The sequence below is a fragment of the Janthinobacterium saanense genome (assembly GCF_014200675.1).
In the GTDB taxonomy this organism is placed as follows: domain Bacteria; phylum Pseudomonadota; class Gammaproteobacteria; order Burkholderiales; family Burkholderiaceae_D; genus Janthinobacterium.
In genome coordinates, this window is the sequence record NZ_JACHCI010000001.1 from 445,987 (window position 1) to 466,770 (window position 20,784).

Here is a 20,784-nt window from a genome sequence, read left to right on the forward strand (position 1 = left end):
AGGTCTCATGCAAGCACCATTCGTCAGCGTTTTCCTGGGCATCAGTATCGATGGCTGCATCGCCGGCGAGGAGGGCGATTTGTCGTGGCTGGCCGAGCTGGCGCCCGATTCGCCGGAAGCCACCGGCTATACGGCGCTGATGGAGCAGGTCGATACCTTGCTGATCGGCCGCAGCACCTATGACGCGGTGCTGGGGTTTGAGCCGTGGCCGTATGCGGACAAGCGGGTGGTGGTGCTCAGCCACCGCGACTTTGCGCCGCGCCATGGCGAACAGCGGCGCGAGGGCAGTGTGAAGGCGGTGCTGGCGCAGCTGGCCGAAGAGGGCTGCCGCCATGTGTATCTCGATGGCGGCGCCGTGATCTGTGCGGGGCTGCGTGAAGGCGTGGTCGATAGTTTGACCTTGTCGATACTGCCGGTGGTGCTGGGCAAGGGCGTGCGCCTGTTTGATGGTGAGCTGCCGCGCAGCGACTGGCGGCTGGCGTCAACACATCATCTGCCCAGCGGCGTGGTGCAATTGCGTTACCTGTGCAATGAGTTGTAGACGACTGGTCTAATTATGTTAAAATAACTGCCATGAAAGCTCAACAGACAGCTCAGTACACCGACATCCGCCAGCATATTCTCGATCAGGGGAAGGCCATCATCACGCGCAAAGGTTTTGCCGGTGTGGGCCTGAACGAGATTTTGACGGCCGCCGATGTGCCCAAGGGATCGTTTTATCATTACTTCAAGTCCAAGGAATTGTTTGGCGAGGCGATGCTGTCCGATTACATGACGCGTTATCTGGCCGAGATGGATAGCGTGCTCCGCCAGCCTGGCCAGAGCGCGGCCCAGTCGCTGATGGATTATTGGGCCAGCTGGACCAGCTACGACGCCAGCGGCGGCACATGTGACTGCCGTTGCCTGGTCGTAAAGCTCAGCAGTGAAGTGGCCGACATGTCGGAAGCCATGCGTGTCACTTTGCTGGGCGGTACCAACCGTATCGTCGCCAGGTTAGCTGTGAGTATCGAGCAGGCGGTGGCCGACGGCTCCCTGTCGGCGATTGCCGACCCTGCCCACACGGCCTTGACCCTGTATCAGATGTGGCTGGGTGCGGCCATGCTGACCAAGCTGCGGCGCGACGCGAGCGCCTTGCAAGCGGCCTGGCAAGCGACCCTGAGCATATTGCAAATGCCCGCGGGTACGGTGGCGGCACGCTGAGCAGGCGCACAGACACATGCGGATGATGAACCATCCGCTTTTTTTGAATCATGAACTAGACGACCAGTCTAATAATATGGGGCAAGACCATGAAGAATTTCGAATTTCATAATCCGACCAAAATCGTTTTCGGCAGCGACACCGTCGCCAAACTGTCTACCCTGGTGCCGGAAAGCGCACGCGTGCTGATACTGTACGGCGGCGCCAGTGCGGAAAAGACGGGCACCCTGGCTGAAGTGCGGGCCGCCCTGGGCCAGCGCAGCGTGCAGGAATTTGGCGGCATCGAGCCTAATCCCAGCTATGAAACGCTGATGCGCGCAGTCGAGCAGGTGCGCAGCGAAAAGCTGGACTTCCTGCTGGCGGTCGGTGGCGGCTCGGTGATCGACGGCACCAAGTTTGTCGCGGCCGCCGCGCTGTACGATGGCGTGGCGTGGGAGATCGCTGAACGCGGCGGCGCCAATATCGCCCAGGCCCTGCCATTTGGCTCGGTGCTGACTTTGCCCGCTACCGGTTCCGAAATGAATAGCGGCGGCGTGGTCACCAAAAAAGCCACGCAAGCCAAATTGAGCTTCCGCAGCCCGCTGCTGTATCCGCAGTTCTCCATCCTCGACCCCAGCAAAACCTTTACCTTGCCGGCCAGGCAGGTGGCCAATGGCCTGGTCGATGCCTTCGTCCACACCACCGAACAATATCTGACCTATCCGGTGCAGGCACGGGTGCAGGACCGCTTTGCCGAAGGCCTGTTGCAAACCCTGGTCGAGATCGCGCCGCAGGCGGTCGCCTCGCCTGACGATTACGAAACCCGCGCCAACCTGATGTGGACCGCCACCCTGGCCTTGAATGGCTTGATCGGCGCCGGCGTGCCGCAGGACTGGGCCACCCACATGATCGGCCATGAACTGACGGCCCTGTACGACATCGACCACGCCCGCACCTTGGCGCTGGTGCTGCCGGCGCTGCTGGACGTACAGCGCGAGCAGAAACGCGGCAAGTTGCTACAGTATGGAGAGCGCGTCTGGAATATCGACAGTGGTAGCGAGGAAGAGCGCATCGACGCCGCCATTGCCCACACCCGCGCCTTTTTTGAAGGCCTGGGCATCCCGACGCGCTTGTCGGCCTACCAGCTGGGCCAGGAAGCGGTAGAAGCCGTATTGAAGCAACTGGAAGCACATGGCATGACCGCCCTGGGAGAACACCGCGATATCGATCTCGCACGTAGCCGTCGCATTCTCGAAGCAGCACTCTGAACCTCACCGCAAAGGACACATAATGAACATCCTGATGGTACTGACCTCGCACGACCAACTCGGCAATACCGGCCGCAAGACCGGCTTCTGGCTGGAAGAATTCGCCGCCCCCTACTATGCCTTGCAGGAAGCGGGCGCCAGGCTGACGGTAGTCTCGCCGCTGGGTGGCCAGCCGCCGCTGGACCCGAAAAGCGATGAAGCGGACTCGCAAACGGACGCCACCCGCCGCTTCAAGCAAGACCCTGCAGCGCAAGCGGTGCTGGCCAACACGGGCAAGCTGTCCGAGGTCAATGCGAAAGAGTTTGATGCCGTGTTTTACCCGGGTGGCCACGGCCCCCTGTGGGATCTGGCGGAAGACCGCCACTCGATCGCCTTGATCGAACAGATGATCGCCGCCGGCAAACCGGTCGCCGCTGTCTGCCACGCACCGGGCGTACTGCGCCACGTGAAAGCGGCCGATGGCACGCCGCTGGTGCGCGGCAAAAAAGTGACGGGTTTTACCAACACGGAAGAAGAGGCGGTAGGCCTGACGGCCATCGTGCCTTTCCTGGTCGAGGATATGCTCAAGGATAACGGTGGTATTTACTCCAAGCTGGGTGACTGGCAGCCTTACGCCATCACCGATGGCTTGCTGGTCACCGGGCAGAATCCTGCCTCGTCGGAAGCGGCCGCCCAGGCCCTGCTAAAACTGCTGGCTTGATGCTAATACATCGAGTTCGACGATAAAGCCGGGGTCATAGCGTTCATTTTCCGCTGTGCCGTCCGGCCGTTTGTAGCCGCAGGGATTGCAGACGACCCGGCAACCGCCGATGCGGTAATCGAGTGTAGCGTGCATATGGCCGTGCACCCACAGGTCCGCCTGCGCCACCAGCTGATCCAGTTGCGAGGCAAAGGCGGGCGAACCGAGGTTGTCTGCATACTCTTCGGCCACCGACCGCATCGACGGCGCCATGTGCGTGATCACCACCGTCTGGCCATCGAATGGCTGCGCCAGTTCTTGCACTAACCAGGCCTTGTGCTCTGCATGCAGCTGCTTTGTATCGCTGGCGCAGAGCAGGCGTGGTGTTGCGCCGCCCGTGCTGATATGTTTGTAGTCGGGCATATAGCTTTGCGCCGCAGTCATCGCTTCTTCAAGACGCTCGGCGCCGAACAGCAAAAAGTCGGTCCACAGCGTGGCGCCCAAGAAGCGCACGCCATTCAACACCACCGTATCTTCATCGAGCAAACGGATATTGGCGCCATGCGCATTGGCGCTGCTGCAGGCGTCATGGATGGCTCTCTGCATCTGCTCCAGCTGGTGGCCATAGCCTTCGTGATTGCCATGTACGTACAGCACGGGCAGGGCGCCGAAGGTGCGCGCGGCCCAGGCGATGGCCTTGCTGCCGGTGTCGATGTCGCCAGCCAGGATCACGGCGTCCGGGCAACTGGCGGCAATGTCGATAGCGGGCGCATCGTCGCGCCAGACTTCCAGGTGCAGGTCGGACAGTATCAGCAAGCGCATCGTAGGGCGTGGCGCCGGCAAGGCGCGCAAGAGTGGATGGACCTCTATCCTAGCGCAAGAGAGGGCGCCTCGGCAGCTTCTTGCGCCAGCCGGGCCAGCACCGGGTGGGCAAGCGCCGGCACGGAATAGCACAGCCCCAGGCGGCGCGTCAGCTGTCCGCCGGGCAGGGCGCAGGCCCGCAACGCGGGATGCTGCAGTATCAGCGAGCGTGGTGCGATGGCCAGTCCCATGCCGGCCGCCGCCATGCTCAGGGCCAGTTGCAAGGTGCCCGCCTGCGCGGCAGGGAAAGCGGCCATGGCGCCGTACAGCGGCAGCAAACGCTGATGCGAATAATCTGCAGGGCAGGTGATCCAGCTGGCGCTGGCCAGCTCTTCGGGGCGCGGCAGCGCATCGCCATCCAGCGCGTGCGTCAGCGGCACGGCCAGCGCATACGCTTCTTCGCGCAGCGGCAAAAATAACTCATCTTCGCAGCGGTCCTCTTCAGGCGCCAGGCGCGCATGGCCGCTGCAGCCAGGCTCCAATGTCAGCAGCAAACGCGGTTCCAGCGCCTGCAAACGCGCGGCCAGGGCCGCGATATCCTCGTCGGCGATATCGTGCGCGATGCCGATCGACAGGGCCAGCCTGTCACGGTTGTGGCGAAATTGCTGCGTTAGCGCCTGTGCTTCGGCCAGCATGCGCTGCGCCTGTGGATACAGGGTGCGCGCATCGCTGGTCACTTCCACGCCGCGCGGCAGGCGCAAGAACAGCTGCGTGCCCAGCGCATCTTCCAGGGCCTTGATGGTGGCCGACAGGGCGGGCTGCGTCAGGTGCAGGCGGCGGGCGGCGGCGGTGATGTTGCGTTCTTCAAAGACGCATAAAAAGGCGTTGAGCTGGCGGGAATCCATAATTTTTTTTGATGGCTGTGAAAAGAAAACACGATTTTTCACCGTGACTCCCCATGAATATACTGGATTTTTAACAGGATTCATCATATTTTTTAATAAGGAAAGCCTCATGTCCAGCACCACCACTTCCTCGCCGCGCCTGATCGTCATCACCGGCGCCAGTTCCGGCATCGGCCTGGCGACGGCACAGAAACTGTCTGCACTGGGCCATCCGCTGCTGTTGCTGGCCCGCCGCCTGGACCGCATGCAGGCGCTGAAGCTGCCCAATGCGCTGTGCGTGCCGCTCGATATCTGCGACCGCGCCGCCTTCGTTGCCGCCGTGGCCAGCGCCGAGGCGCAGTTTGGCCCGGTCGACGCCATTATCAATAACGCCGGCGTGATGCTGCTCGGCGAAGTCAGTACGCAAGACCCGGAACAATGGGACCGCATGTTCGACGTCAACGTGAAAGGCTTGCTCAATGGCGTGCACGCCGTCAGCGCCGGCATGGTGGCGCGCCGTACGGGCACCATCATCAACGTCGGTTCCGTGGCCGGCCACAAGGCCTTCCCCAATCACGTCGCTTACGTGGGCAGCAAATTCGCCGTGCACGGCCTGACGGAAAACCTGCGCGAGGAAATGTCGGCGCACAATGTGCGCGTGGTGACGATTGCGCCGGGCGCGGTGGAAACTGAGCTCCTGGGCCACACCACCGATGAAGGCATCAAGACCGGTTATCACGCGTGGAAAGAAAGCATGGGCGGCGTGGTGCTGTCGGCCGACGATGTGGCGGCCGCCATCTGCTACGCCTACCAGCAGCCGCAGGGCGTGTGCATACGCGAAATCGTGCTGGCGGCCACCCGCCAGCAAGCTTGACCTTGGCGACCTGACAACGCTACCCTGTGTGTTTGAATCTCCTTTCATCCACACGGGAAGCCCATGCAAGCTCGCACCATTTTTTTTTCCATCCTGTTCGGCCTGTCGCTGGCGCCGGCGCATGCCGCCACCACTGCCGTCCCGGTTACGCTGTTGACGCCGCCCGATCCGCTGACCAGGCCCATCGCCTCGCCGTACGAGGCGCAATGGAACCGCCCGCAGCAGCCGGCGCGGATCTATGGCAACACGTATTACGTGGGCGTGGGCGGCCTGAGCGTGGTGCTGATACATACCGGCGCGGGCCTGGTCCTGATCGACGGCGCGCTGCCGCAGTCAGTGGCAATGATAGAAGCGAGTATCCGCCAGCTGGGCTTTCGCGTGCAAGACATCAAGTTCATTTTGAATACGGAAGCGCATTTCGACCATTCGGGCGGCATCGCCGCACTGGCCCGCGATAGCGGCGCTGTAGTCGTGGCCAGCCCGCTGGGCGCACAGGCGCTGCGCGCGGGGCGGGTGCTGGAGCAAGACCCGCAGGCGGGTGATATCGAGCCCATGCCGGCGGTGGCGAAGGTCAGCGAGATCATCGATGGCGGCATGTTGACATTGGGCGCGACCACCATCACGGCCCACCATATGCCCGGCCATACGCCGGGCAGCACCAGTTGGACCTGGGTCTCGTGCGAAGCGGTGGGCAGCAGCACCGGCAATCCGAATACCTGTTTGAATGTGGTGTTTGGCGCCAGCCTCAATGCCGTGGCGGCCGACGATTTTCACTTCCTGGCCGACGTAAACCATGGTGATTTGACGCCGGATTTTCGCCGTGCCATCAACAAGTTTGCCAGCCTGCCTTGCGATATCCTGATCACCTCCCACCCGGATCATTCGGGCGCCGACCAGAAGCTGGCGCAATTGCTGGCGGGCGTCAAACCGAATCCCTTTATCGATGCACAAGGGTGCCGCAAGGCTGCCATCACCTTCGAGGCGCGGCTGGAAAAGCGCATCGCCAAGGAAAAGGCAGCGGCCAAATAACAACGCTGGCGGTTGACGCAGCGGAGCAGACGGCGAAGAATTGCCGTTCGCACCATAGATCAACCTATTTTACGAAAGGACACCAGATGTACCAGCAGGCTAGTCGTACAGCGCAATTTTTCTAGCCCCGTGCATGACGCTCGGGGCCATCGGCACTGTTGCCGATCCCGAGCCGGTGTTCCAAGAAAACCCCGGTGAGGAAACTCGCCGGGGTTTTTGCTTTTTAGCCCCCGGTATCACAAGTTGAAAGACAGGCTGAAAGGAAGCAGGATGAAACTCAAGATCAAGGCTGTCAAACCACGCAATGTGCTGGTGGCAGCGAGCAAATTACGCGGCGGCGCCGGCGCGCACCAATCGGAACTGTCGCCGCGCGTCGCGCGCCGCGCTGGAAAACAGCGCTTGCACCAGCTGCTGGCGGGCCGGCTCAAAGAGGAAAGCTGAAGGTTTATTCCTCATCGAGCGCGGCAAAACCGTGCGCCAGGTGGTCGATCAGCGCGCGCACGGCCGGCAGCAGGCCGCGCCGCGAGGGGAAGACGGCGTGGATGATTTCAGGCTGCGGCCGCCATTGCGGAGTCAAAGGCAGCAGGCTGCCATCGGCCAGCTGGTCGACGATCATCATGGTTGGCAGTTGCACGACACCGACGCCGGCCACGGCGGCGTCACGCAGGGTCAGCAGGTCGCCCGTGATGAAGCGCGGTGTATGGCGCAGCTGGGCGCGCGCGCCGTCGGGGCCATGCAAATCCCATTGGTGGTTTTGCTGCGGCGTGCCCAGCGCCAGGCTGGGCCAGTCGGCCAGGTCCGCCGGTGAGGTGGGCGCGGGGGCACCATTGAATAGTCGTGGGCTGGCCACCATGCACTGGCTGCGTTCGGCCAGCACGCGCAGCACCAGGTCGCTGTCGGCTAGCGGCGGCGGGCGCACCCTGATCGCCACGTCGATGCCTTCGGCCACCAGGTCCACGCGCCGGTTGGTGGCGTCCAGCTCCAGCCTCACTTGCGGATGCTCGCGCATGAAGCCAGCCAGCATGGGGCCGACCAGGGTGTGCAGCATGGCGATCGGGCAGGATACCCGTACGGTGCCGCGCGGCGTGGCCCGTGTCAGCTCGATCGCCTCCTGCGCCGCCTCCGCTTCCACCAGCATGGCCTTGCAATGCTCGTAGTAAGACTGGCCCACCTCGGTGATGGAGAAATGCCGCGTCGTGCGCTGCAGCAGGCGCACGCCCAGGCGCTCTTCCAGCAGGGCGATGCGCCGGCTCAGCTTGGATTTCGGCATGCCCAGCGCCCGTCCGGCCGGTGCGAAACCGCCATGTTCGACCACCTGCACAAAGTAATACAAGTCGTTCAAGTCCTGCATGTGAGCCTCCTGATTGTTCTATTTTAAGAACGCTGATGGCCGTTTTACCGTCTATCGCGTTTATCGTTGCAACACTATGCTGTAGTCATCGCAGTTACAACTCACGAGGAGAGAGTCATGAACACCGTCACAGGTATTTACAGCGCACCGCGCCAGCACTGGGTAGGCGATGGTTTTCCCGTGCGCTCGCTGTTTTCGTATCAGGACCATGGCAAGCAGCTGAACCCTTTTTTGCTGCTCGATTATGCGGGCCCTGCGCAATTTGCAGCGGCTACGCGTCCGCCCGGCGTGGGTTCGCATCCGCACCGTGGTTTTGAAACGGTGACCATCGTCTATCAGGGCGAGGTGGCGCACCGCGATTCGACCGGACAGGGCGGCGTGATCGGCCCCGGCGACGTGCAATGGATGACGGCTGGCGCTGGCATCCTGCATGAAGAGTTCCATTCGCCCGCCTTCACGCAAGCGGGCGGCACCCTGGAAATGGTGCAGCTGTGGGTGAACCTGCCGGCCAAGGACAAGCTGACGGCGCCCGGCTACCAGGGCATTACCAGCGCCACCATACCGACGGTGACATTGCCGGACGGCGCCGGTTCCCTGCGCGTGATCGCCGGTGAATTCGCCGGCCAGCAGGGACCGGCCAGCACCTTTTCGCCGATGCAGGTATGGGACATGCGTGTGGCGCAAGGCTCGGTGACGCATTTGCCGGTCACGCCAGGCTGGGGTGGCGCGCTGATCGTCCTGCACGGCACGGTGCTGGTGAATGGCGACAGTGTGGTGCGCGAAGCGCAGATGGCGCTGCTGGGGCGTGACGGCGATGGCATCCGCATCGAAGCCAATAACGATGCGGTGCTGTTGCTGCTCAGCGGCGAGCCGATTGACGAACCGATCGTCGGCCACGGCCCGTTCGTGATGAACACCGAGGCGCAAATCGTGCAGGCGTTCGACGATTTCCGGCAAGGCCGCTTCGCCGCCATCGCGTCCTGAGCTTCTGCCGCATTCCGTAACAAACGGGATGCGGCAGGTTTTCCTGGCCACGCCAAATCGGCTATAGTTGCGGCACCCCCACCGCAAAGGAAGACCGCTTGACTCCCCCGCTCGAGATCGCCGCCAACGTGCTGATGACTGCCTCCATCATCCTGGCCGGCCGCAATAATATTCATTCCTGGTGGATAGGCATCGTCGGCTGCGTGCTGTTTGCCGTGCTGTTTTATCAGGTCAATCTGTACGCCGATGTGTTGCTGCAATTGTTTTTCATCGTCACCTGTGCCATCGGCTGGCTGCAATGGCGGCGTGGCGCGGGCGGCCAGCCCTTGCCGATCACACGCGTGGGATGGTCCAGCCTGGCCTGGATCGTGCCGGCCGGCGTGGCCGCCGTCGTTATCTATGGCTTGTTGCTGCACCGCTTCACGAATGCGTATGCGCCTTTCATCGATTCGGCCGTGCTGGTGTTCAGCGTGATCGCGCAATTTTTGCTGATGAGCCGGCGCCTGGAAACCTGGGCCTTCTGGCTGATGGTCAACACGGTGGCCGTGCCGCTGTACTACAGCCGTGGCCTGACCCTGACGGCCGTGCTGTATGCGGCGTACTGGATCAATGCGCTGGTGTCGTGGTACTGGTGGCGTCTCCAGGCCCGCCGTGCAGTGGAGCTTGCTGACGCGCCATCAGGAGCCGGGGCTAGCCTGCCTTAGATTCAAATCATATATACAATCAATTTTTAATTCGTTCACATCATAATAACACCGCGATATAGTGGAATTTCTCCGCTCACCGGTGTTTTTTATGTTGTGTTTTACGAATTCTGCCATTTTTCCCGCCGCCCGGTTGTACATGCCCTGCATGTGCATGCCGATGCGGGCGCGTCCAAGTTATTCGTAGTTTTGTAATTCAGTTATTTACTCCCACGCTGCCTGTGCCCGTTGACCCATCCGGTCCGCGTGCTCCTGCTCGGCCTTTCTCATGCAAAAGGCTGAAATCCCAATAAGAGGAAACCATGTTTAAACCACTCGCCATCAGTCTTGCCATCGCCGCCGCCTTTCCCGTCCTCGCTCATGCCCAGGAGGAAATGGCCCGCGTCAACGTCACCGGATCGAATATCCGCGTCAGCGAAAAGGAGGGCGCCAGCGCCGTCCAGGTCATTACCGCGAAAGAGATGAAAGCCAGCGGCAAGACCAGCATCGCCGATGTGCTACGCTCCATTTCCGCCAATAGCGGCAACAGCTACAACGAACAATTTACAGGCAGTTTTTCGGCTGGCACGGCCGGCCTGTCGCTGCGCGGCATCGGCCAGAAAAATACCCTGATCCTGGTCAACGGCAAGCGCGTGGCCAGCTATGCCACCGCGCAAAACCTGCAAGAAACCTTTGTCGACCTGAACAGCCTGCCGATGGCGGCGGTGCAGCGCATCGAAGTGCTCAAGGATGGCGCTTCGTCCATCTACGGTTCCGACGCCGTGGCTGGCGTGGTCAACATCATCCTGTACCAGGAATTCACGGGTACCGAGCTGACCGTACAAGGCGGCAGTTCGACCGAAGGCACGGGCCAGCATGAAAAGAGCGCAGCCCTGCAAACGGGTTTTGGCAAGCTGCAGGAAGATGGCTATAGCGTGGTCTTCTCGGTCGATGCGCAGCAGCGCGACAAGCTGCAGCAAAGCGATGTGGCATGGATGCGCGATTCGGATTACCGCAACCAGCAGCGCGGCGCCCTGGCCTGGGTGCCGACCAACTATGCGGGCAGCGACCCGACCAAGGTATTGGGCGGCCCCAGCGGCCCGCTGCAATGGGTGAATTACGGCGATATCACGCCAGGCAAGACGGGCCAGGTGCTGGCCTACAATCCCGCCCCCTACAAAACCCTGATACCGGGTATCCAGCGCATCCACTCGTCGCTGCGCACCACCATCAAGGTGAATGAAGACACCGAAGCCTATGTGGATCTGCTGTACAGCTATTCGCGCGCCGACCAGACTTTCAGCGCGCCACTGACAGTCAACAACGCCACGCGCGCCTGGAACAACGGCACCCAGTCGCTCGACACCATTAACGTCGCCCTGCCTGTGGGGAATCCTTATAACCCGGGCAGCACGCCGCTGCCATTCACGGCCACCCTGTTTGACCTGGGCCCGCGCATGAAGCAGGATAAAGTCACCTTTTACCGCACTCTGGCCGGCTTGAAGGGGACGAAGGCAGGCTGGGACTGGGATGCGTCGGTGGGCCACTCCAGCAGCAAGCTGGAAGAAACCGTGCAGAACTTCGTCAACCGCTATGCTTTCCAGACGGTGCTGGCCAATGGCAGTTACAACTTCTTCGACACGGCGCAAAACAGCGAGGCTGTGCGCAACAGCTTGCGCCTGTCGACCCTGCGTCCGGCCGTCTCGACGCTCGATACGCTGGACTTCTCGGCCTCGCGCGAGCTGTGGCAATTGCCGGCCGGCCCGCTGGGTTTTGCCGCCGGTGCGCAGTGGCGCCGTGAAAAAATGGATTCGCAAACCTCGACCGCCGTCCTGTCGGGCACCGAGCTGCGCCCGGCGATTAACATCATCGACGGTTCGCGCGATGTGTCGGCCCTGTTCGCCGAATTCAATGTGCCTGTAGTGAAGGATCTGTCGCTGAACCTGGCCAGCCGCGCCGACCATTACAGCGATTTTGGCAATGCGTTTTCACCGAAAGCCAGCGCCCGCTATCAAGCTGCGCCATGGCTGCTGTTGCGCGGCACCCTGTCGCGTGCCTTCCGTGCCCCATCGCTGCCGGAAATCACCAATAGTACGGCGGTCAGCTATGGCAGCGTGATCGATGCCAAAGATCCCGTTACGCCGACCCAGTTGCGTGGGGTGACGGTGATTACGGCCGCCAATCCGGCATTGCGTCCTGAGCGCTCGAAAAACCTGAATCTGGGTCTGGTCATTTCACCGACCGCCAGTTCCAGCATCGGCATCGATTACTACCGCATCAAGCAAGATGGCGTGATCGGCACGGAAAGCTCGGTCACCACTCTCGCCAATGAAGCGATCGCGCCGCAAAAGATCACGCGCGACTCCGCTGGCCGCATCACCACCTTGTACCGCCAGTACCGCAACCAGGGACAGCGTGAAGTATCGGGCATCGACCTCGATCTGCGCCAGCGTTTCACCAGTGCCGACTGGGGCAAGCTGACCCTGGCGGGCCAGTTGAGCCGCGTGCTGCGCTTTGCCGAGCCGCTGTCTGACGGTGCGCCGCTGACTGATGGCGCCGGCACCAATTACTTTGGTTCGATACCGAAATGGCGCGGCGTGTCGTCGGCCACCTGGGAGCAGGGCAAGTGGTCGTCGACGCTGACCTGGACCTATGTGGGCAGCTATGCGCAAAGCACGCATCTGGATGAATCGGTGGCTGCCTTCAGCACGTTTGATGTCAGCACCAGCTGGCAGGTGACGCCGGCGGCCAGCGTCAGCTTCATCGTGCAAAACCTGGCCGACAAGCGCGCACCGTGGGACTACTCGGCGACCGGCTTCGACTATACGCAAGCTGACCCGCGCGGCCGTTTTGCCTCGCTCAAGCTGAACTACAAGTTCTAAGCATGCCGTGAGGGCGTTAGTGTGAAGCTGACGCCTGCCGCTCCTGCAGGCGCTGACGGTAGGCGCTGGGCGTCATGCCCATGCGTTCGCGGAAGGCGGTGGCGAAATTGCCCGCATTGTGGAAGCCGATCAGCAGGGCGATATCCTGTACATCGATACCGGTCTGCTGCAACAGCTCCACGCCGCGGGCGATACGCGCCTCGCGGATGAAGGCAAACACCGTCATGCCCGTCTGTTCGCGGAACATCAAGGTCAGCTTTTCGCGGTAAGTGCCCACGCTGCGGGCAATTTCCGACAGATTGGGCAAGTCGCCCAGGTTGTCGAGGATCAGCTGTTTGACGGCGTTGACGAAGACCAGGTCAGGATGCTGCTGCCTGTCGGACGGCTCCAGCCCCGCAGGCAAGGCAGTGTTGTTTCTGCGCATCAATCCCAGGTGGATATGGATGCGCGCGGCCAGTTCCTCGGGCGTAAACGGCTTGGCGATATAGTCGACGGCGCCCACCTGCAAGCCCGTCACACGCTCTTTGGCGGCATCGGCGCCACTGAGAAAAATCACCGGTATCGGTTCCGTCTCGGGGTTGGCCTTGAGCAAACGGCACGCCGTAAAACCATCCATTTCAGGCATGCGCACATCGAGCAGTATCAGGTCGGGATGCGTGGCCAGCGCTAGCTGGTAGCCCTGATAGCCATTGAATGCAACGCTGAAACGATAGGGCTGCTCGCTTAAAAGCTCGGTCAGCATGCGCTGCTCGAACGCGGAATCATCCACGATCAAGATGTTTTTTTTGACGGTTTCGCTGGTCAATGGCATGGAATGGTCGGCTTAATCAAAAGGCAAGCTGTGGTTTATTATGCCCTGCTTTTATTTTTTTTTCTGATTTTCGCGTATTTCAAAAGTCGTTTCACCGCCAGCAGAAGCGACTTTTTTTTAGATAGCTAATAATCGGGCCATACATTGATTTAGAGCAATGTCGATTGCAAAAAAATCTGCCTTGTCTTCGATGTAAACATGCTGGCTACCCAACCCGTCTGCCAACTGAAAAGTATTCATGCTGTCCTGGTTTGCGTGCCCTAGAAAACGCCGGCAATACCGTGACTATCCTCAGCGCCCTTGATAACAAGGGCCATTTCATGATGTTTCATCATCAGGAGGTTTTATGTTACGTGCTAAATTTTCCCGCCTTGCCATCGCCGCCGGTCTGAGTCTCGGTGCCGCTTCCCTGGCTATCCCTGTCAACGCCGCCACCTATCTGAATGGCAGCGCCACCGCCAACTTCGATGTCACGCTGACTATCGTGGCCAACTGCATCATCGCGGCGACTCCTTTGAACTTCGGTTCAGTGCAGGGCGTACTGAGTACTGCCGTGAACGTCAATACCACCGTCAACGTGACCTGCACCAATACCACACCGTATAACGTGGGTTTGAACGCGGGCAACGGCACCGGTTCTTCCGGCACCACGCGCTTCATGAGCGGCACCGGTTCGAATACGGGCACAGTGGCGTTCAGCCTGTTCCAGGCCGCAGGCACCACCTTGTGGGGCAATACGCAAGGCACCAATACCCTGGGCGGTATCGGTAACGGTTCGGCCCAGCCGCTGACCGTGTATGGCCAGGTGCCTGCGCAGGCGACCCCCGCTCCCGACGCCTATAAATCGACGATTACCGCAACCGTGTATTTCTAGGCAGGGTGCATATGACGGTACGCCGCTCATTCAACAACTTCTGGCTACTCCTGGCACTGGCGCCGATGCTGAGCATGCTCGGCGCCATGCCGGCGACGGCAGCCAATCTGCAAATTTCTCCCGTCACCATCAATATGCGGGCCGAACAGAATTCGGCCGGTATTACCTTGCAGAATTTGGGCGACAAGCCCCTGTATGGCCAGGTGCGCGTCTTTTCCTGGGACCAGGCCAGTGGTGAGGAAGTGCTGTCGGTGACGCAGGAGCTGATCGCCAGTCCACCTATTGTCGAGGTTGCCCCCAATGGCCGGCAGATCATCCGCCTGGTGCGCCAGGCATCCGGTCCGCTGGCGCTGGAACGTACCTTCCGCGTGCTGATCGACGAGGTGGCGCGTGAGGTGGACCCTGAGCGTAGTGGTGTTGATATCCGTTTGCGTTATTCGGTGCCCGTGTTCCTGCTGCCGGCGACCGGCGCGGGCAAGGAAGTGTTGGACTGGCAAGTATTTCGCAAGGATGGCGAATGGATGCTGCGGATTAAAAATAGCGGCAATTTCCATGCGCAGATAGGCGCCATGACGTTCAAGAATGCGGCCGGCACGGACTATCTCATCAGCAAGGGCTTGTTCGGTTATGTGCTGGCGGGGCGTATGCGGGAGTGGCGCTTGCCCGTGGCCAATGACGCCGCGCTCGATGGCGTGCTGGCCATTTCGGTCAACGTGAATGCAAAGGCGATCATTGCCAAGAATTCGACTCCATAACATTGCCGTCATGGCCTGCGCTCTTCCTGCGCGCCATCACCATGGGCTTTACCGGGTTAAACCATGAAACGGTCACTGACATGGCGGGCCTGCTGGACTGTGCTGCTGCTCATGGGGGCATCAGTGGCCAGGGCCGATGACGCGGTATCAGGAGCCGTATCGGGAGCCGTATCGGGGGCCGTATCGGGGGCCGATCCCGGTCCGGCCAGCTTGCCGGGTGATCCAGCTGTACCGAATGAATTGTATCTGGAGGTCAATGTGAATGCTGAGTCAACCGGGCTGATCTTGCGTTTTACCCAAGTGGGTAAGCGCTTGCGCGGCAATGTGGATGATTTGCGTCAGCTTGGACTGGACGCCGCGCGCCTTGGCGCACCGGGCCAGACCGAGGTCGAGCTCGACGCGATTCCCGGTCTCAGCTATGCATATGATGCCGCGCGCCAGAGCCTGTCACTGACCGTCAGCGATGCGGTGCGTGCGCCTAACCTGGTCAATGCACGCAACACGGGGCGGATACCGCCATCCCAGGTCACGCCTGGCGCCGTGCTCAATTACGAACTGTATTCCGAACTGGGCCAGACGCGCCGCACGGCCATTTTCAACGACTTGCGCTATTTCAATGACAGCGGCGTGCTCAGCAATACCGGGACGATCAATCTCGGCAGCAGCGCGTCAAAATACATGCGCTTTGACACTTTCTGGAACCATGCCAATCCCGATACCCTGGAAACGTGGCAACTGGGCGACCTGATTTCATCGTCGCTGGCCTGGAGCCGCTCGGTGCGCGTGGGTGGTTTTCAATGGCGCAAGGATTTCCAGCTGCGCCCTGATTTGCTGACCTTCCCGGTCGCCTCGGTCGATGGCACGGCACTCGTGCCGTCATCCCTGAGCCTGTATGTCAATGGGATACAGCAATATACGGCCAATGTGCCCAGCGGTCCCTTCGTGCTCAATCAAGTCACCGGCATCAATGGCGCTGGGCAAGCCACGATCATCACGCATGATGCGCTGGGGCGTAGCGTGTCGACCACCTTGCCCCTGTATGTGGACACGCGCATGCTGGCCAAGGGCTTGAGCGATTATTCGGTCGAGGCAGGCGTCTTGCGGCGCGACTATGGCCAGCGCATGTTTGGCTATGAGCGAAAACCCGTGGCCAGTGCTACCGGCCGTTATGGTATCAGCGACGATCTGACCGTCGAAGGGCATACGGAATTGTCGGCCGGCCTGTATCAGGCGGGCGCGGGCGCCTTGTTGCGCATGGGCCAGAAGGGGGTCATCAATGGTTCACTGTCGGCCAGCACGGGCAGCAGCAGCGGTCTGCAGCTCAGCGCCGGTTACCAGTACCTGAGCCCCCGCTTCAGCATCGATACGCAAACCACGCGCGCCAGCGCCGGCTTCGGCGACCTGGCGTCGCGCGACGGCAGCCCCATCGTGCGCACGGCCGACCGCGTCTCGCTGAACGTACCGGTGCTGACGGGACAAAGTGTCAGCCTCAGCTATATCGGCTATACGATAGAAGGCCAGCCTGCATCGAAAATCGCCACGCTCGGTTATTCGGCCACGCTGTTTCATGGACTGTTCCTCAATGCCAGCCTGTTCCAGGACTTGCGCGAGCGTGAAAAGCGGGGCTTTTACTTTGGCCTGAGCCTGGCGTTTGATAGCAATATTTCGGTCAACGCCAATACCAGCCGCCAGAACGGCGTGAACAGCCGCAGCATCGGCGCACAGCGCGCGGCAGACTTTGGCGGCGGTGTGGGATGGGCCGTGCAGTCAGGCGCCACGGGCAGCGTTAATTATCGGCAGGCGCAGCTTGATTATCTGGGCAATGATGGCCGCCTGACAGCGCGCGTGCAAGGCGGTGATGCGGGCAATGCAAGCTCGGTGGGCGCTTCTGGCGCGCTGGTGCTGATGGATGGCCATGTAGCGATGACGCGCCAGGTGGGTAACGGCTTTGCGCTGGTGTCCACCGGCGGCGTGGCGGACGTGCCTGTGCTCAGTGAAAACCGGCAGATCGGCGTGACGGGCGGCAGTGGCTATTTGCTGGTGCCAAATCTGAATGCCTATGGCAGTAACCAGATCAGCATCAACACGGATAACCTCAATGTCGATGCGCGCGTGCCGGTCACCAATATCAATGTGGTGCCCAGGTCTTTGTCCGGTGTGCTCGCGTCCTTCCCGGTTGAACGCTACAGCGCCGCCACCATCATCGTGCAAGATAGCGCCGGAAAATTCCTGGCGACCGGCCTGCCTGTGCTGCATGTACAAAGCGGCAAGAAAACCCTGGTGGGTTTTGACGGCGTGACTTTTGTCGACGACTTGCAAGCCGAGAACGATTTACGCATCGGCGAAGGCGACAACCTGTGCACGGTGCACTTTGCCTACCAGCGTCCGGCGACCGGCTTGCCGGTGATCGGCCCCGTGCGCTGCACGCCTGTGACCGGGGGAGGCCAGTGATGCGCCGCCTGCTGATGGTGTTGCTGACGATAATCGGCTGCAGCTGGAGCGCGACGGCGTCCGCATGGAGCTGTTCGGTCAGCATCACCAATATTGATTTCGGCAATATCAGTCCGATTTCCACCACAGACTATACGACCACAGGGACGGGTACCCTGACCTGCCAGTTTTTTTTGCTCGATCTGGGACCACTGCTCATTCCAACAGTGACCACAGTCGTTTCCCTGGGCCTGGGCACGAATTCGACTTCGGCCCTGCCGCGCAATCTGGGCAATGGCAGCAACCGGATCGAATACAACCTGTATGTGGATGGTAGTTATGCGACGCCCAAGATCTGGGGTGGCGCCAGCGTGCCCGGCGCACCGTCGACGATCAACCCGACCTTTGCCAGCTTGCTGGGTATCGGTACCTTCAGCACGCCGTTCACCGTGTACGCGAAGATTCCGGCCGGAACCACCCTGCCATCCGTGCCCGTGGTGGGGAACAATAACAACACCGTCTATACGTCCACCCTGATCGCCAGCTATAGCTCCGCCGCCTGTGGGTTGCTGAGTATTCTCGGTTGTCCCGTGAGCACTGGCAGCGTCAGTTTTAACGTCACCGCGACAGTGATCAACAATTGCACCATCACTGCCAGCCCGATGGCGTTCGTGAGTACCTCCGTGTTAAGCGGCAATGTGCGCAGCACGAGCAGTTTATCGGTGCGTTGCGCCAATGCCAGCGCTTACCAGATTGCTTTCAACGGTGGCACTGTGACGGGCAATGTAGCCAACCGGCAGATGCGCAATACGGCCACGGGCGAAACCATCGGCTATCGCCTGGCGGCAACGCTTGATGGCGCCACTGTATGGGGCGATGGCACGGCCGGCACCGGCATGGTTACCGGTACGGGCACGGGCGCCACTGTGCCACTGACCGTGTATGGCCTGGTGCCTGCGCAAACTTCACCGACCCCCGGCGATTACAAGGATACCGTGATGGCGACAATTTATTTTTAGAAGGTAATCACAGTCAGGCCGCTGCCCGAGGGCATGGCTTGCTGATGGATCAGATAAGGCGTGTTGTGGCGGCATTGTACCTGGTGACTATTGCGCTGCGAGACGATGGTGCAGGACTCCTGGATCACCAGGCTGGTCTGGAATGAGGCGGTGGCGGTACCGGCGTTGGTGGCCTGGCAGACGGAGAGAGCGAGCAGGGCTGGCAGGACGGCAAACTTCAGGGGAGTCATCGTGAATATGTCGCGTGAAAAACGGGCGTGGGCAGCGGGCAATAGCTTCGCTGACACCGTCTTTCGCACCGGGATAGGGGTCTGTAAGAGGGAAGTATCTGCAACAGCCGTCATTGTACGGGAACCAGAAAAGTGTGATTTTGTGTGTATTTTCAAGCAGTCGTCATGGCGCAGCGATGACTCTTTATTTGATAGTAACTGAAGTTGGATGTTGCTGGGAAAAAACTTTTTCGATTGTTGTGTTGAAATTTACGCGAGGAGATGATCATGAAACATACCAACTTTAACAACTTGCCATGCCCCATCGCACGCAGCCTGGGCAAGGTGGGCGAGTGGTGGAGCATCCTCATTCTGCGCGAAGCATTTTATGGCAAGACGCGCTTCGACGAATTCGAAAAAAGCCTGAAGATCGCGCCCACCATCTTGACGCGGCGTCTGGCCGATCTGGTGGAGGGCGGCTTGATGACGCGCCGCCTGTATTGCGCCAAGCCGCCACGCTACGATTATGTATTGACCAAGTCGGGACGCGCATTCAAGCCGGTGCTGCTGGCTTTTATCGCCTGGGGCAATGAAAACTTCGCCCCTGAAGGCCCCAGCCTGGTGATCGCCAGCCGCGACACAGGCCTGGCCGCCGATCCGGTGCTGGTCGACGCCACCACCGGCTTGCCCATCAATGACGAGTATTACGCATTTGCGCCAGGGCCGGCTGCCAGCGACAGCATGCGCAACATCATCCAGGAAGCGGAAAAGGGCAGCGGTTTCGTGCCCAAGCCGAAAGCGCCTGCCGCCAACCGCGGCTGGGTGGCAGAAGGGCATCTGGCCTAGGCAAGAATGCCGCCTCGCGGCGTCATGGTGTCTGCTGTGAACCTCCTTGGGGCCGCGCAAGCGGCCTTTTTTTTAGAGCTGTTTGTAGGCCTTGCCCGTCATCAGCGCTGCCAATGCCTGCGCATCACCGGGCATGCCGCTGGCCGCCAGGCCGGCCGCCATGCGCGACTGGTCTTCTGCCGTGCGGTTCTGCCCCAGCTTCCATTTTCCCGTCAGCCGCGTGAGGGGAATTTCGATGCCGACGATGGCTGCCAACAGCTTGTCGATATAGCCGGCCGGCGCATCGGCCACCGACCATGGCGCGGCCTGCTGCGCTTCATGCCGCGCCGTCAGGCGTACCACCAGGGCCAGCAGCCAAGCGCGGTCGGTGATGGCCCGCAGCGGACCGTGTCCATGTACCACCGCATAATTGTAAGTGGGGACGACCTTGCCGCTCGCCTGTTTTTCCGCATACCAGGCCGGCGTGATGTAGCTGTGTGGGCCCTGGAAAATCACCAGCGTATCCTGCTGCACGCCCGTTGTCCTCCACAAGGGATTGGCGCGCGCCACATGGGCGCGCAAGGTGCCGAACGGCGCCTTGGGCGTGGGCGCGGCGATCTCGAACGGCAGGTGGTCTGCCGTCCAGCCATCCTTATCCTGATGCACCAGCGCGCCCAGCGGATGCGCCGTGATCAGCCCATGCAGCACGTCGAGGCGCTCTTCGCGAAAGCTGGCGGGCATGTACATTCAGCTGGCTTCCTCGACGATGATATCGGCCTTCAGGGAATTGGCGATGTAGCAGCGCGTATGCGCATCGTGGTGCAGCGCCGCCAATGCGTCAGCCGTGGGCGGCGTACCGGCAAAGGCGATGCGTGGGCGCAGCACGATGCGCGTAAAACCGGTGCGGCCATCGGCCTGCCTGCCCATTTCGCCCACGGCGTCGTCGCGGTAGTCGTCGATGGTGTAGCCGCGCTGGGCAGCCAGCGACAAGAAGAACAGCATGTGGCAGCTCGATGCTGCCGCCACCAGCGCCTCTTCCGGGTCGACATTCGCGGCCACCGACATCGGCAGCGGCACGGACAGCGGCGACGATGAGGCGGGCACGCGCAGGCCGCCATCGAACTGCCATTCATGGCCACGGCTGTAGCGCTGATTGGCGAACTCCTGGCCGGCGCGCTGCCAGCTGACGGTGGCGAAAAACTCTTGCATGGCTATTCCATGGTGAAGAAGGGAACGGCTATCTTAGC

Annotated in this window: 22 protein-coding genes; 15 read left to right on the forward strand and 7 right to left on the reverse strand. The window is 61.1% G+C overall.

Going from position 1 to position 20,784, the window contains the following annotated elements; translation table 11 throughout:
• The first annotated feature begins 7 nt into the window (after positions 1-7).
• The 4 genes from HDE72_RS02080 to HDE72_RS02095 all read left to right on the forward strand — a co-directional run bounded on the left by HDE72_RS02080 (position 8) and on the right by HDE72_RS02095 (position 3,147).
• Positions 8-541 (forward strand): dihydrofolate reductase family protein, encoded by a 534-nt coding sequence (locus HDE72_RS02080; RefSeq protein WP_183737056.1) that lies wholly within the window; start codon positions 8-10, stop codon positions 539-541.
• Between the two features lie 32 nt (positions 542-573).
• A complete protein-coding gene (locus tag HDE72_RS02085; protein ID WP_183737057.1) occupies positions 574-1,200 on the forward strand; it encodes a TetR/AcrR family transcriptional regulator in 627 nt (208 codons plus the stop codon).
• Between the two features lie 89 nt (positions 1,201-1,289).
• Entirely contained in the window at positions 1,290-2,447 is a 1,158-nt protein-coding gene (locus HDE72_RS02090) for an iron-containing alcohol dehydrogenase (RefSeq protein ID WP_183737058.1), read from the forward strand.
• A 22-nt stretch (positions 2,448-2,469) separates the two neighbouring features.
• The gene (locus HDE72_RS02095) at positions 2,470-3,147 is read left to right on the forward strand and encodes a type 1 glutamine amidotransferase domain-containing protein (protein ID WP_183737059.1); all 678 of its coding nucleotides are present in this window, start codon (positions 2,470-2,472) and stop codon (positions 3,145-3,147) included.
• On the opposite strand, the gene HDE72_RS02100 is transcribed toward HDE72_RS02095, so the two are convergent.
• Positions 3,130-3,948: a metallophosphoesterase family protein gene (locus HDE72_RS02100; protein WP_183737060.1), complete on the reverse strand. Its 819-nt coding sequence runs from the start codon at positions 3,946-3,948 to the stop codon at positions 3,130-3,132. The genes HDE72_RS02095 and HDE72_RS02100 overlap by 18 nt on opposite strands.
• Before the next feature lie 44 nt (positions 3,949-3,992).
• Complete coding sequence (locus HDE72_RS02105) at positions 3,993-4,832, reverse strand: LysR family transcriptional regulator (protein ID WP_183737061.1); 840 nt, start codon at positions 4,830-4,832, stop codon at positions 3,993-3,995.
• 109 nt (positions 4,833-4,941) lie between these two features.
• On the opposite strand from HDE72_RS02105, the gene HDE72_RS02110 reads away from it, so the two are divergent.
• From HDE72_RS02110 to HDE72_RS02120, 3 genes are all read left to right on the forward strand, one after another.
• Positions 4,942-5,685 carry an SDR family oxidoreductase gene (locus tag HDE72_RS02110; RefSeq protein WP_183737062.1) on the forward strand — a complete coding sequence of 248 codons (744 nt, stop codon included), beginning with the start codon at positions 4,942-4,944 and terminating at the stop codon, positions 5,683-5,685.
• A gap of 63 nt (positions 5,686-5,748) precedes the next feature.
• Complete coding sequence (bla, locus tag HDE72_RS02115) at positions 5,749-6,714, forward strand: subclass B3 metallo-beta-lactamase (RefSeq protein ID WP_183737063.1); 966 nt, start codon at positions 5,749-5,751, stop codon at positions 6,712-6,714.
• A gap of 270 nt (positions 6,715-6,984) precedes the next feature.
• Positions 6,985-7,155: a hypothetical protein gene (locus tag HDE72_RS02120; RefSeq protein ID WP_183737064.1), complete on the forward strand. Its 171-nt coding sequence runs from the start codon at positions 6,985-6,987 to the stop codon at positions 7,153-7,155.
• Positions 7,156-7,159: 4 nt separating this feature from the next.
• On the opposite strand, the gene HDE72_RS02125 is transcribed toward HDE72_RS02120, so the two are convergent.
• A complete protein-coding gene (locus HDE72_RS02125; RefSeq protein WP_183737065.1) occupies positions 7,160-8,065 on the reverse strand; it encodes a LysR family transcriptional regulator in 906 nt (301 codons plus the stop codon).
• A 117-nt stretch (positions 8,066-8,182) separates the two neighbouring features.
• Between HDE72_RS02125 and HDE72_RS02130 the strand changes: the two genes are divergently transcribed.
• The 3 genes from HDE72_RS02130 (at position 8,183) to HDE72_RS02140 (ending at position 12,614) form a co-directional block, all read left to right on the forward strand.
• The gene (locus HDE72_RS02130) at positions 8,183-9,049 is read left to right on the forward strand and encodes a pirin family protein (protein ID WP_183737066.1); all 867 of its coding nucleotides are present in this window, start codon (positions 8,183-8,185) and stop codon (positions 9,047-9,049) included.
• A gap of 98 nt (positions 9,050-9,147) precedes the next feature.
• Positions 9,148-9,753: a nicotinamide riboside transporter PnuC gene (gene pnuC, locus HDE72_RS02135; RefSeq protein WP_183737067.1), complete on the forward strand. Its 606-nt coding sequence runs from the start codon at positions 9,148-9,150 to the stop codon at positions 9,751-9,753.
• A gap of 302 nt (positions 9,754-10,055) precedes the next feature.
• On the forward strand, positions 10,056-12,614 hold the full coding sequence (locus tag HDE72_RS02140) for a TonB-dependent receptor (protein ID WP_183737068.1): 2,559 nt from the start codon (positions 10,056-10,058) through the stop codon (positions 12,612-12,614).
• A gap of 16 nt (positions 12,615-12,630) precedes the next feature.
• On the opposite strand, the gene HDE72_RS02145 is transcribed toward HDE72_RS02140, so the two are convergent.
• A complete protein-coding gene (locus HDE72_RS02145) occupies positions 12,631-13,425 on the reverse strand; it encodes a response regulator transcription factor (RefSeq protein ID WP_183737069.1) in 795 nt (264 codons plus the stop codon).
• Positions 13,426-13,771: 346 nt separating this feature from the next.
• On the opposite strand from HDE72_RS02145, the gene HDE72_RS02150 reads away from it, so the two are divergent.
• The 4 genes from HDE72_RS02150 (at position 13,772) to HDE72_RS02165 (ending at position 18,503) form a co-directional block, all read left to right on the forward strand.
• Complete coding sequence (locus tag HDE72_RS02150; RefSeq protein WP_183737070.1) at positions 13,772-14,299, forward strand: Csu type fimbrial protein; 528 nt, start codon at positions 13,772-13,774, stop codon at positions 14,297-14,299.
• A gap of 11 nt (positions 14,300-14,310) precedes the next feature.
• The gene (locus HDE72_RS02155; protein ID WP_260176359.1) at positions 14,311-15,054 is read left to right on the forward strand and encodes a fimbrial biogenesis chaperone; all 744 of its coding nucleotides are present in this window, start codon (positions 14,311-14,313) and stop codon (positions 15,052-15,054) included.
• A gap of 258 nt (positions 15,055-15,312) precedes the next feature.
• Entirely contained in the window at positions 15,313-17,505 is a 2,193-nt protein-coding gene (locus tag HDE72_RS02160) for a fimbria/pilus outer membrane usher protein (protein ID WP_183737071.1), read from the forward strand.
• The gene (locus tag HDE72_RS02165; protein ID WP_183737072.1) at positions 17,505-18,503 is read left to right on the forward strand and encodes a Csu type fimbrial protein; all 999 of its coding nucleotides are present in this window, start codon (positions 17,505-17,507) and stop codon (positions 18,501-18,503) included. Before HDE72_RS02160 ends, HDE72_RS02165 begins: the two co-directional genes overlap by 1 nt.
• Here HDE72_RS02165 and HDE72_RS02170 read toward each other — a convergent pair.
• On the reverse strand, positions 18,500-18,733 hold the full coding sequence (locus tag HDE72_RS02170) for a Csu type fimbrial protein (protein WP_183737073.1): 234 nt from the start codon (positions 18,731-18,733) through the stop codon (positions 18,500-18,502). The genes HDE72_RS02165 and HDE72_RS02170 overlap by 4 nt on opposite strands.
• Before the next feature lie 267 nt (positions 18,734-19,000).
• On the opposite strand from HDE72_RS02170, the gene HDE72_RS02175 reads away from it, so the two are divergent.
• Positions 19,001-19,558 (forward strand): winged helix-turn-helix transcriptional regulator, encoded by a 558-nt coding sequence (locus HDE72_RS02175; RefSeq protein ID WP_183737074.1) that lies wholly within the window; start codon positions 19,001-19,003, stop codon positions 19,556-19,558.
• A gap of 72 nt (positions 19,559-19,630) precedes the next feature.
• Here HDE72_RS02175 and HDE72_RS02180 read toward each other — a convergent pair whose 3' ends face one another.
• Together HDE72_RS02180 and HDE72_RS02185 are read right to left on the reverse strand one after the other, a co-directional pair.
• Positions 19,631-20,284: an FMN-binding negative transcriptional regulator gene (locus HDE72_RS02180; protein WP_183737075.1), complete on the reverse strand. Its 654-nt coding sequence runs from the start codon at positions 20,282-20,284 to the stop codon at positions 19,631-19,633.
• Positions 20,285-20,746, reverse strand: a complete 462-nt coding sequence (locus HDE72_RS02185) for an OsmC family protein (RefSeq protein ID WP_183737076.1) — start codon at positions 20,744-20,746, stop codon at positions 20,285-20,287.
• Between the last annotated feature and the right edge of the window lie 38 nt (positions 20,747-20,784).

What these genes read in the sequence shown, in the direction of transcription:
- HDE72_RS02080 (WP_183737056.1), top strand. Translation starts at nt 8, where the DNA reads ATGCAAGCACCATTCGTCAGCGTTTTCCTGGGCATCAGTATCGATGGC.
- HDE72_RS02085 (WP_183737057.1), top strand. Translation starts at nt 574, where the DNA reads ATGAAAGCTCAACAGACAGCTCAGTACACCGACATCCGCCAGCATATT.
- HDE72_RS02090 (WP_183737058.1), top strand. Translation starts at nt 1,290, where the DNA reads ATGAAGAATTTCGAATTTCATAATCCGACCAAAATCGTTTTCGGCAGC.
- HDE72_RS02095 (WP_183737059.1), top strand. Translation starts at nt 2,470, where the DNA reads ATGAACATCCTGATGGTACTGACCTCGCACGACCAACTCGGCAATACC.
- HDE72_RS02100 (WP_183737060.1), bottom strand. Translation starts at nt 3,948, where the DNA reads ATGCGCTTGCTGATACTGTCCGACCTGCACCTGGAAGTCTGGCGCGAC.
- HDE72_RS02105 (WP_183737061.1), bottom strand. Translation starts at nt 4,832, where the DNA reads ATGGATTCCCGCCAGCTCAACGCCTTTTTATGCGTCTTTGAAGAACGC.
- HDE72_RS02110 (WP_183737062.1), top strand. Translation starts at nt 4,942, where the DNA reads ATGTCCAGCACCACCACTTCCTCGCCGCGCCTGATCGTCATCACCGGC.
- bla (WP_183737063.1), top strand. Translation starts at nt 5,749, where the DNA reads ATGCAAGCTCGCACCATTTTTTTTTCCATCCTGTTCGGCCTGTCGCTG.
- HDE72_RS02120 (WP_183737064.1), top strand. Translation starts at nt 6,985, where the DNA reads ATGAAACTCAAGATCAAGGCTGTCAAACCACGCAATGTGCTGGTGGCA.
- HDE72_RS02125 (WP_183737065.1), bottom strand. Translation starts at nt 8,065, where the DNA reads ATGCAGGACTTGAACGACTTGTATTACTTTGTGCAGGTGGTCGAACAT.
- HDE72_RS02130 (WP_183737066.1), top strand. Translation starts at nt 8,183, where the DNA reads ATGAACACCGTCACAGGTATTTACAGCGCACCGCGCCAGCACTGGGTA.
- HDE72_RS02140 (WP_183737068.1), top strand. Translation starts at nt 10,056, where the DNA reads ATGTTTAAACCACTCGCCATCAGTCTTGCCATCGCCGCCGCCTTTCCC.
- HDE72_RS02145 (WP_183737069.1), bottom strand. Translation starts at nt 13,425, where the DNA reads ATGCCATTGACCAGCGAAACCGTCAAAAAAAACATCTTGATCGTGGAT.
- HDE72_RS02150 (WP_183737070.1), top strand. Translation starts at nt 13,772, where the DNA reads ATGTTACGTGCTAAATTTTCCCGCCTTGCCATCGCCGCCGGTCTGAGT.
- HDE72_RS02155 (WP_260176359.1), top strand. Translation starts at nt 14,311, where the DNA reads ATGACGGTACGCCGCTCATTCAACAACTTCTGGCTACTCCTGGCACTG.
- HDE72_RS02165 (WP_183737072.1), top strand. Translation starts at nt 17,505, where the DNA reads ATGCGCCGCCTGCTGATGGTGTTGCTGACGATAATCGGCTGCAGCTGG.
- HDE72_RS02170 (WP_183737073.1), bottom strand. Translation starts at nt 18,733, where the DNA reads ATGACTCCCCTGAAGTTTGCCGTCCTGCCAGCCCTGCTCGCTCTCTCC.
- HDE72_RS02175 (WP_183737074.1), top strand. Translation starts at nt 19,001, where the DNA reads ATGAAACATACCAACTTTAACAACTTGCCATGCCCCATCGCACGCAGC.
- HDE72_RS02180 (WP_183737075.1), bottom strand. Translation starts at nt 20,284, where the DNA reads ATGTACATGCCCGCCAGCTTTCGCGAAGAGCGCCTCGACGTGCTGCAT.
- HDE72_RS02185 (WP_183737076.1), bottom strand. Translation starts at nt 20,746, where the DNA reads ATGCAAGAGTTTTTCGCCACCGTCAGCTGGCAGCGCGCCGGCCAGGAG.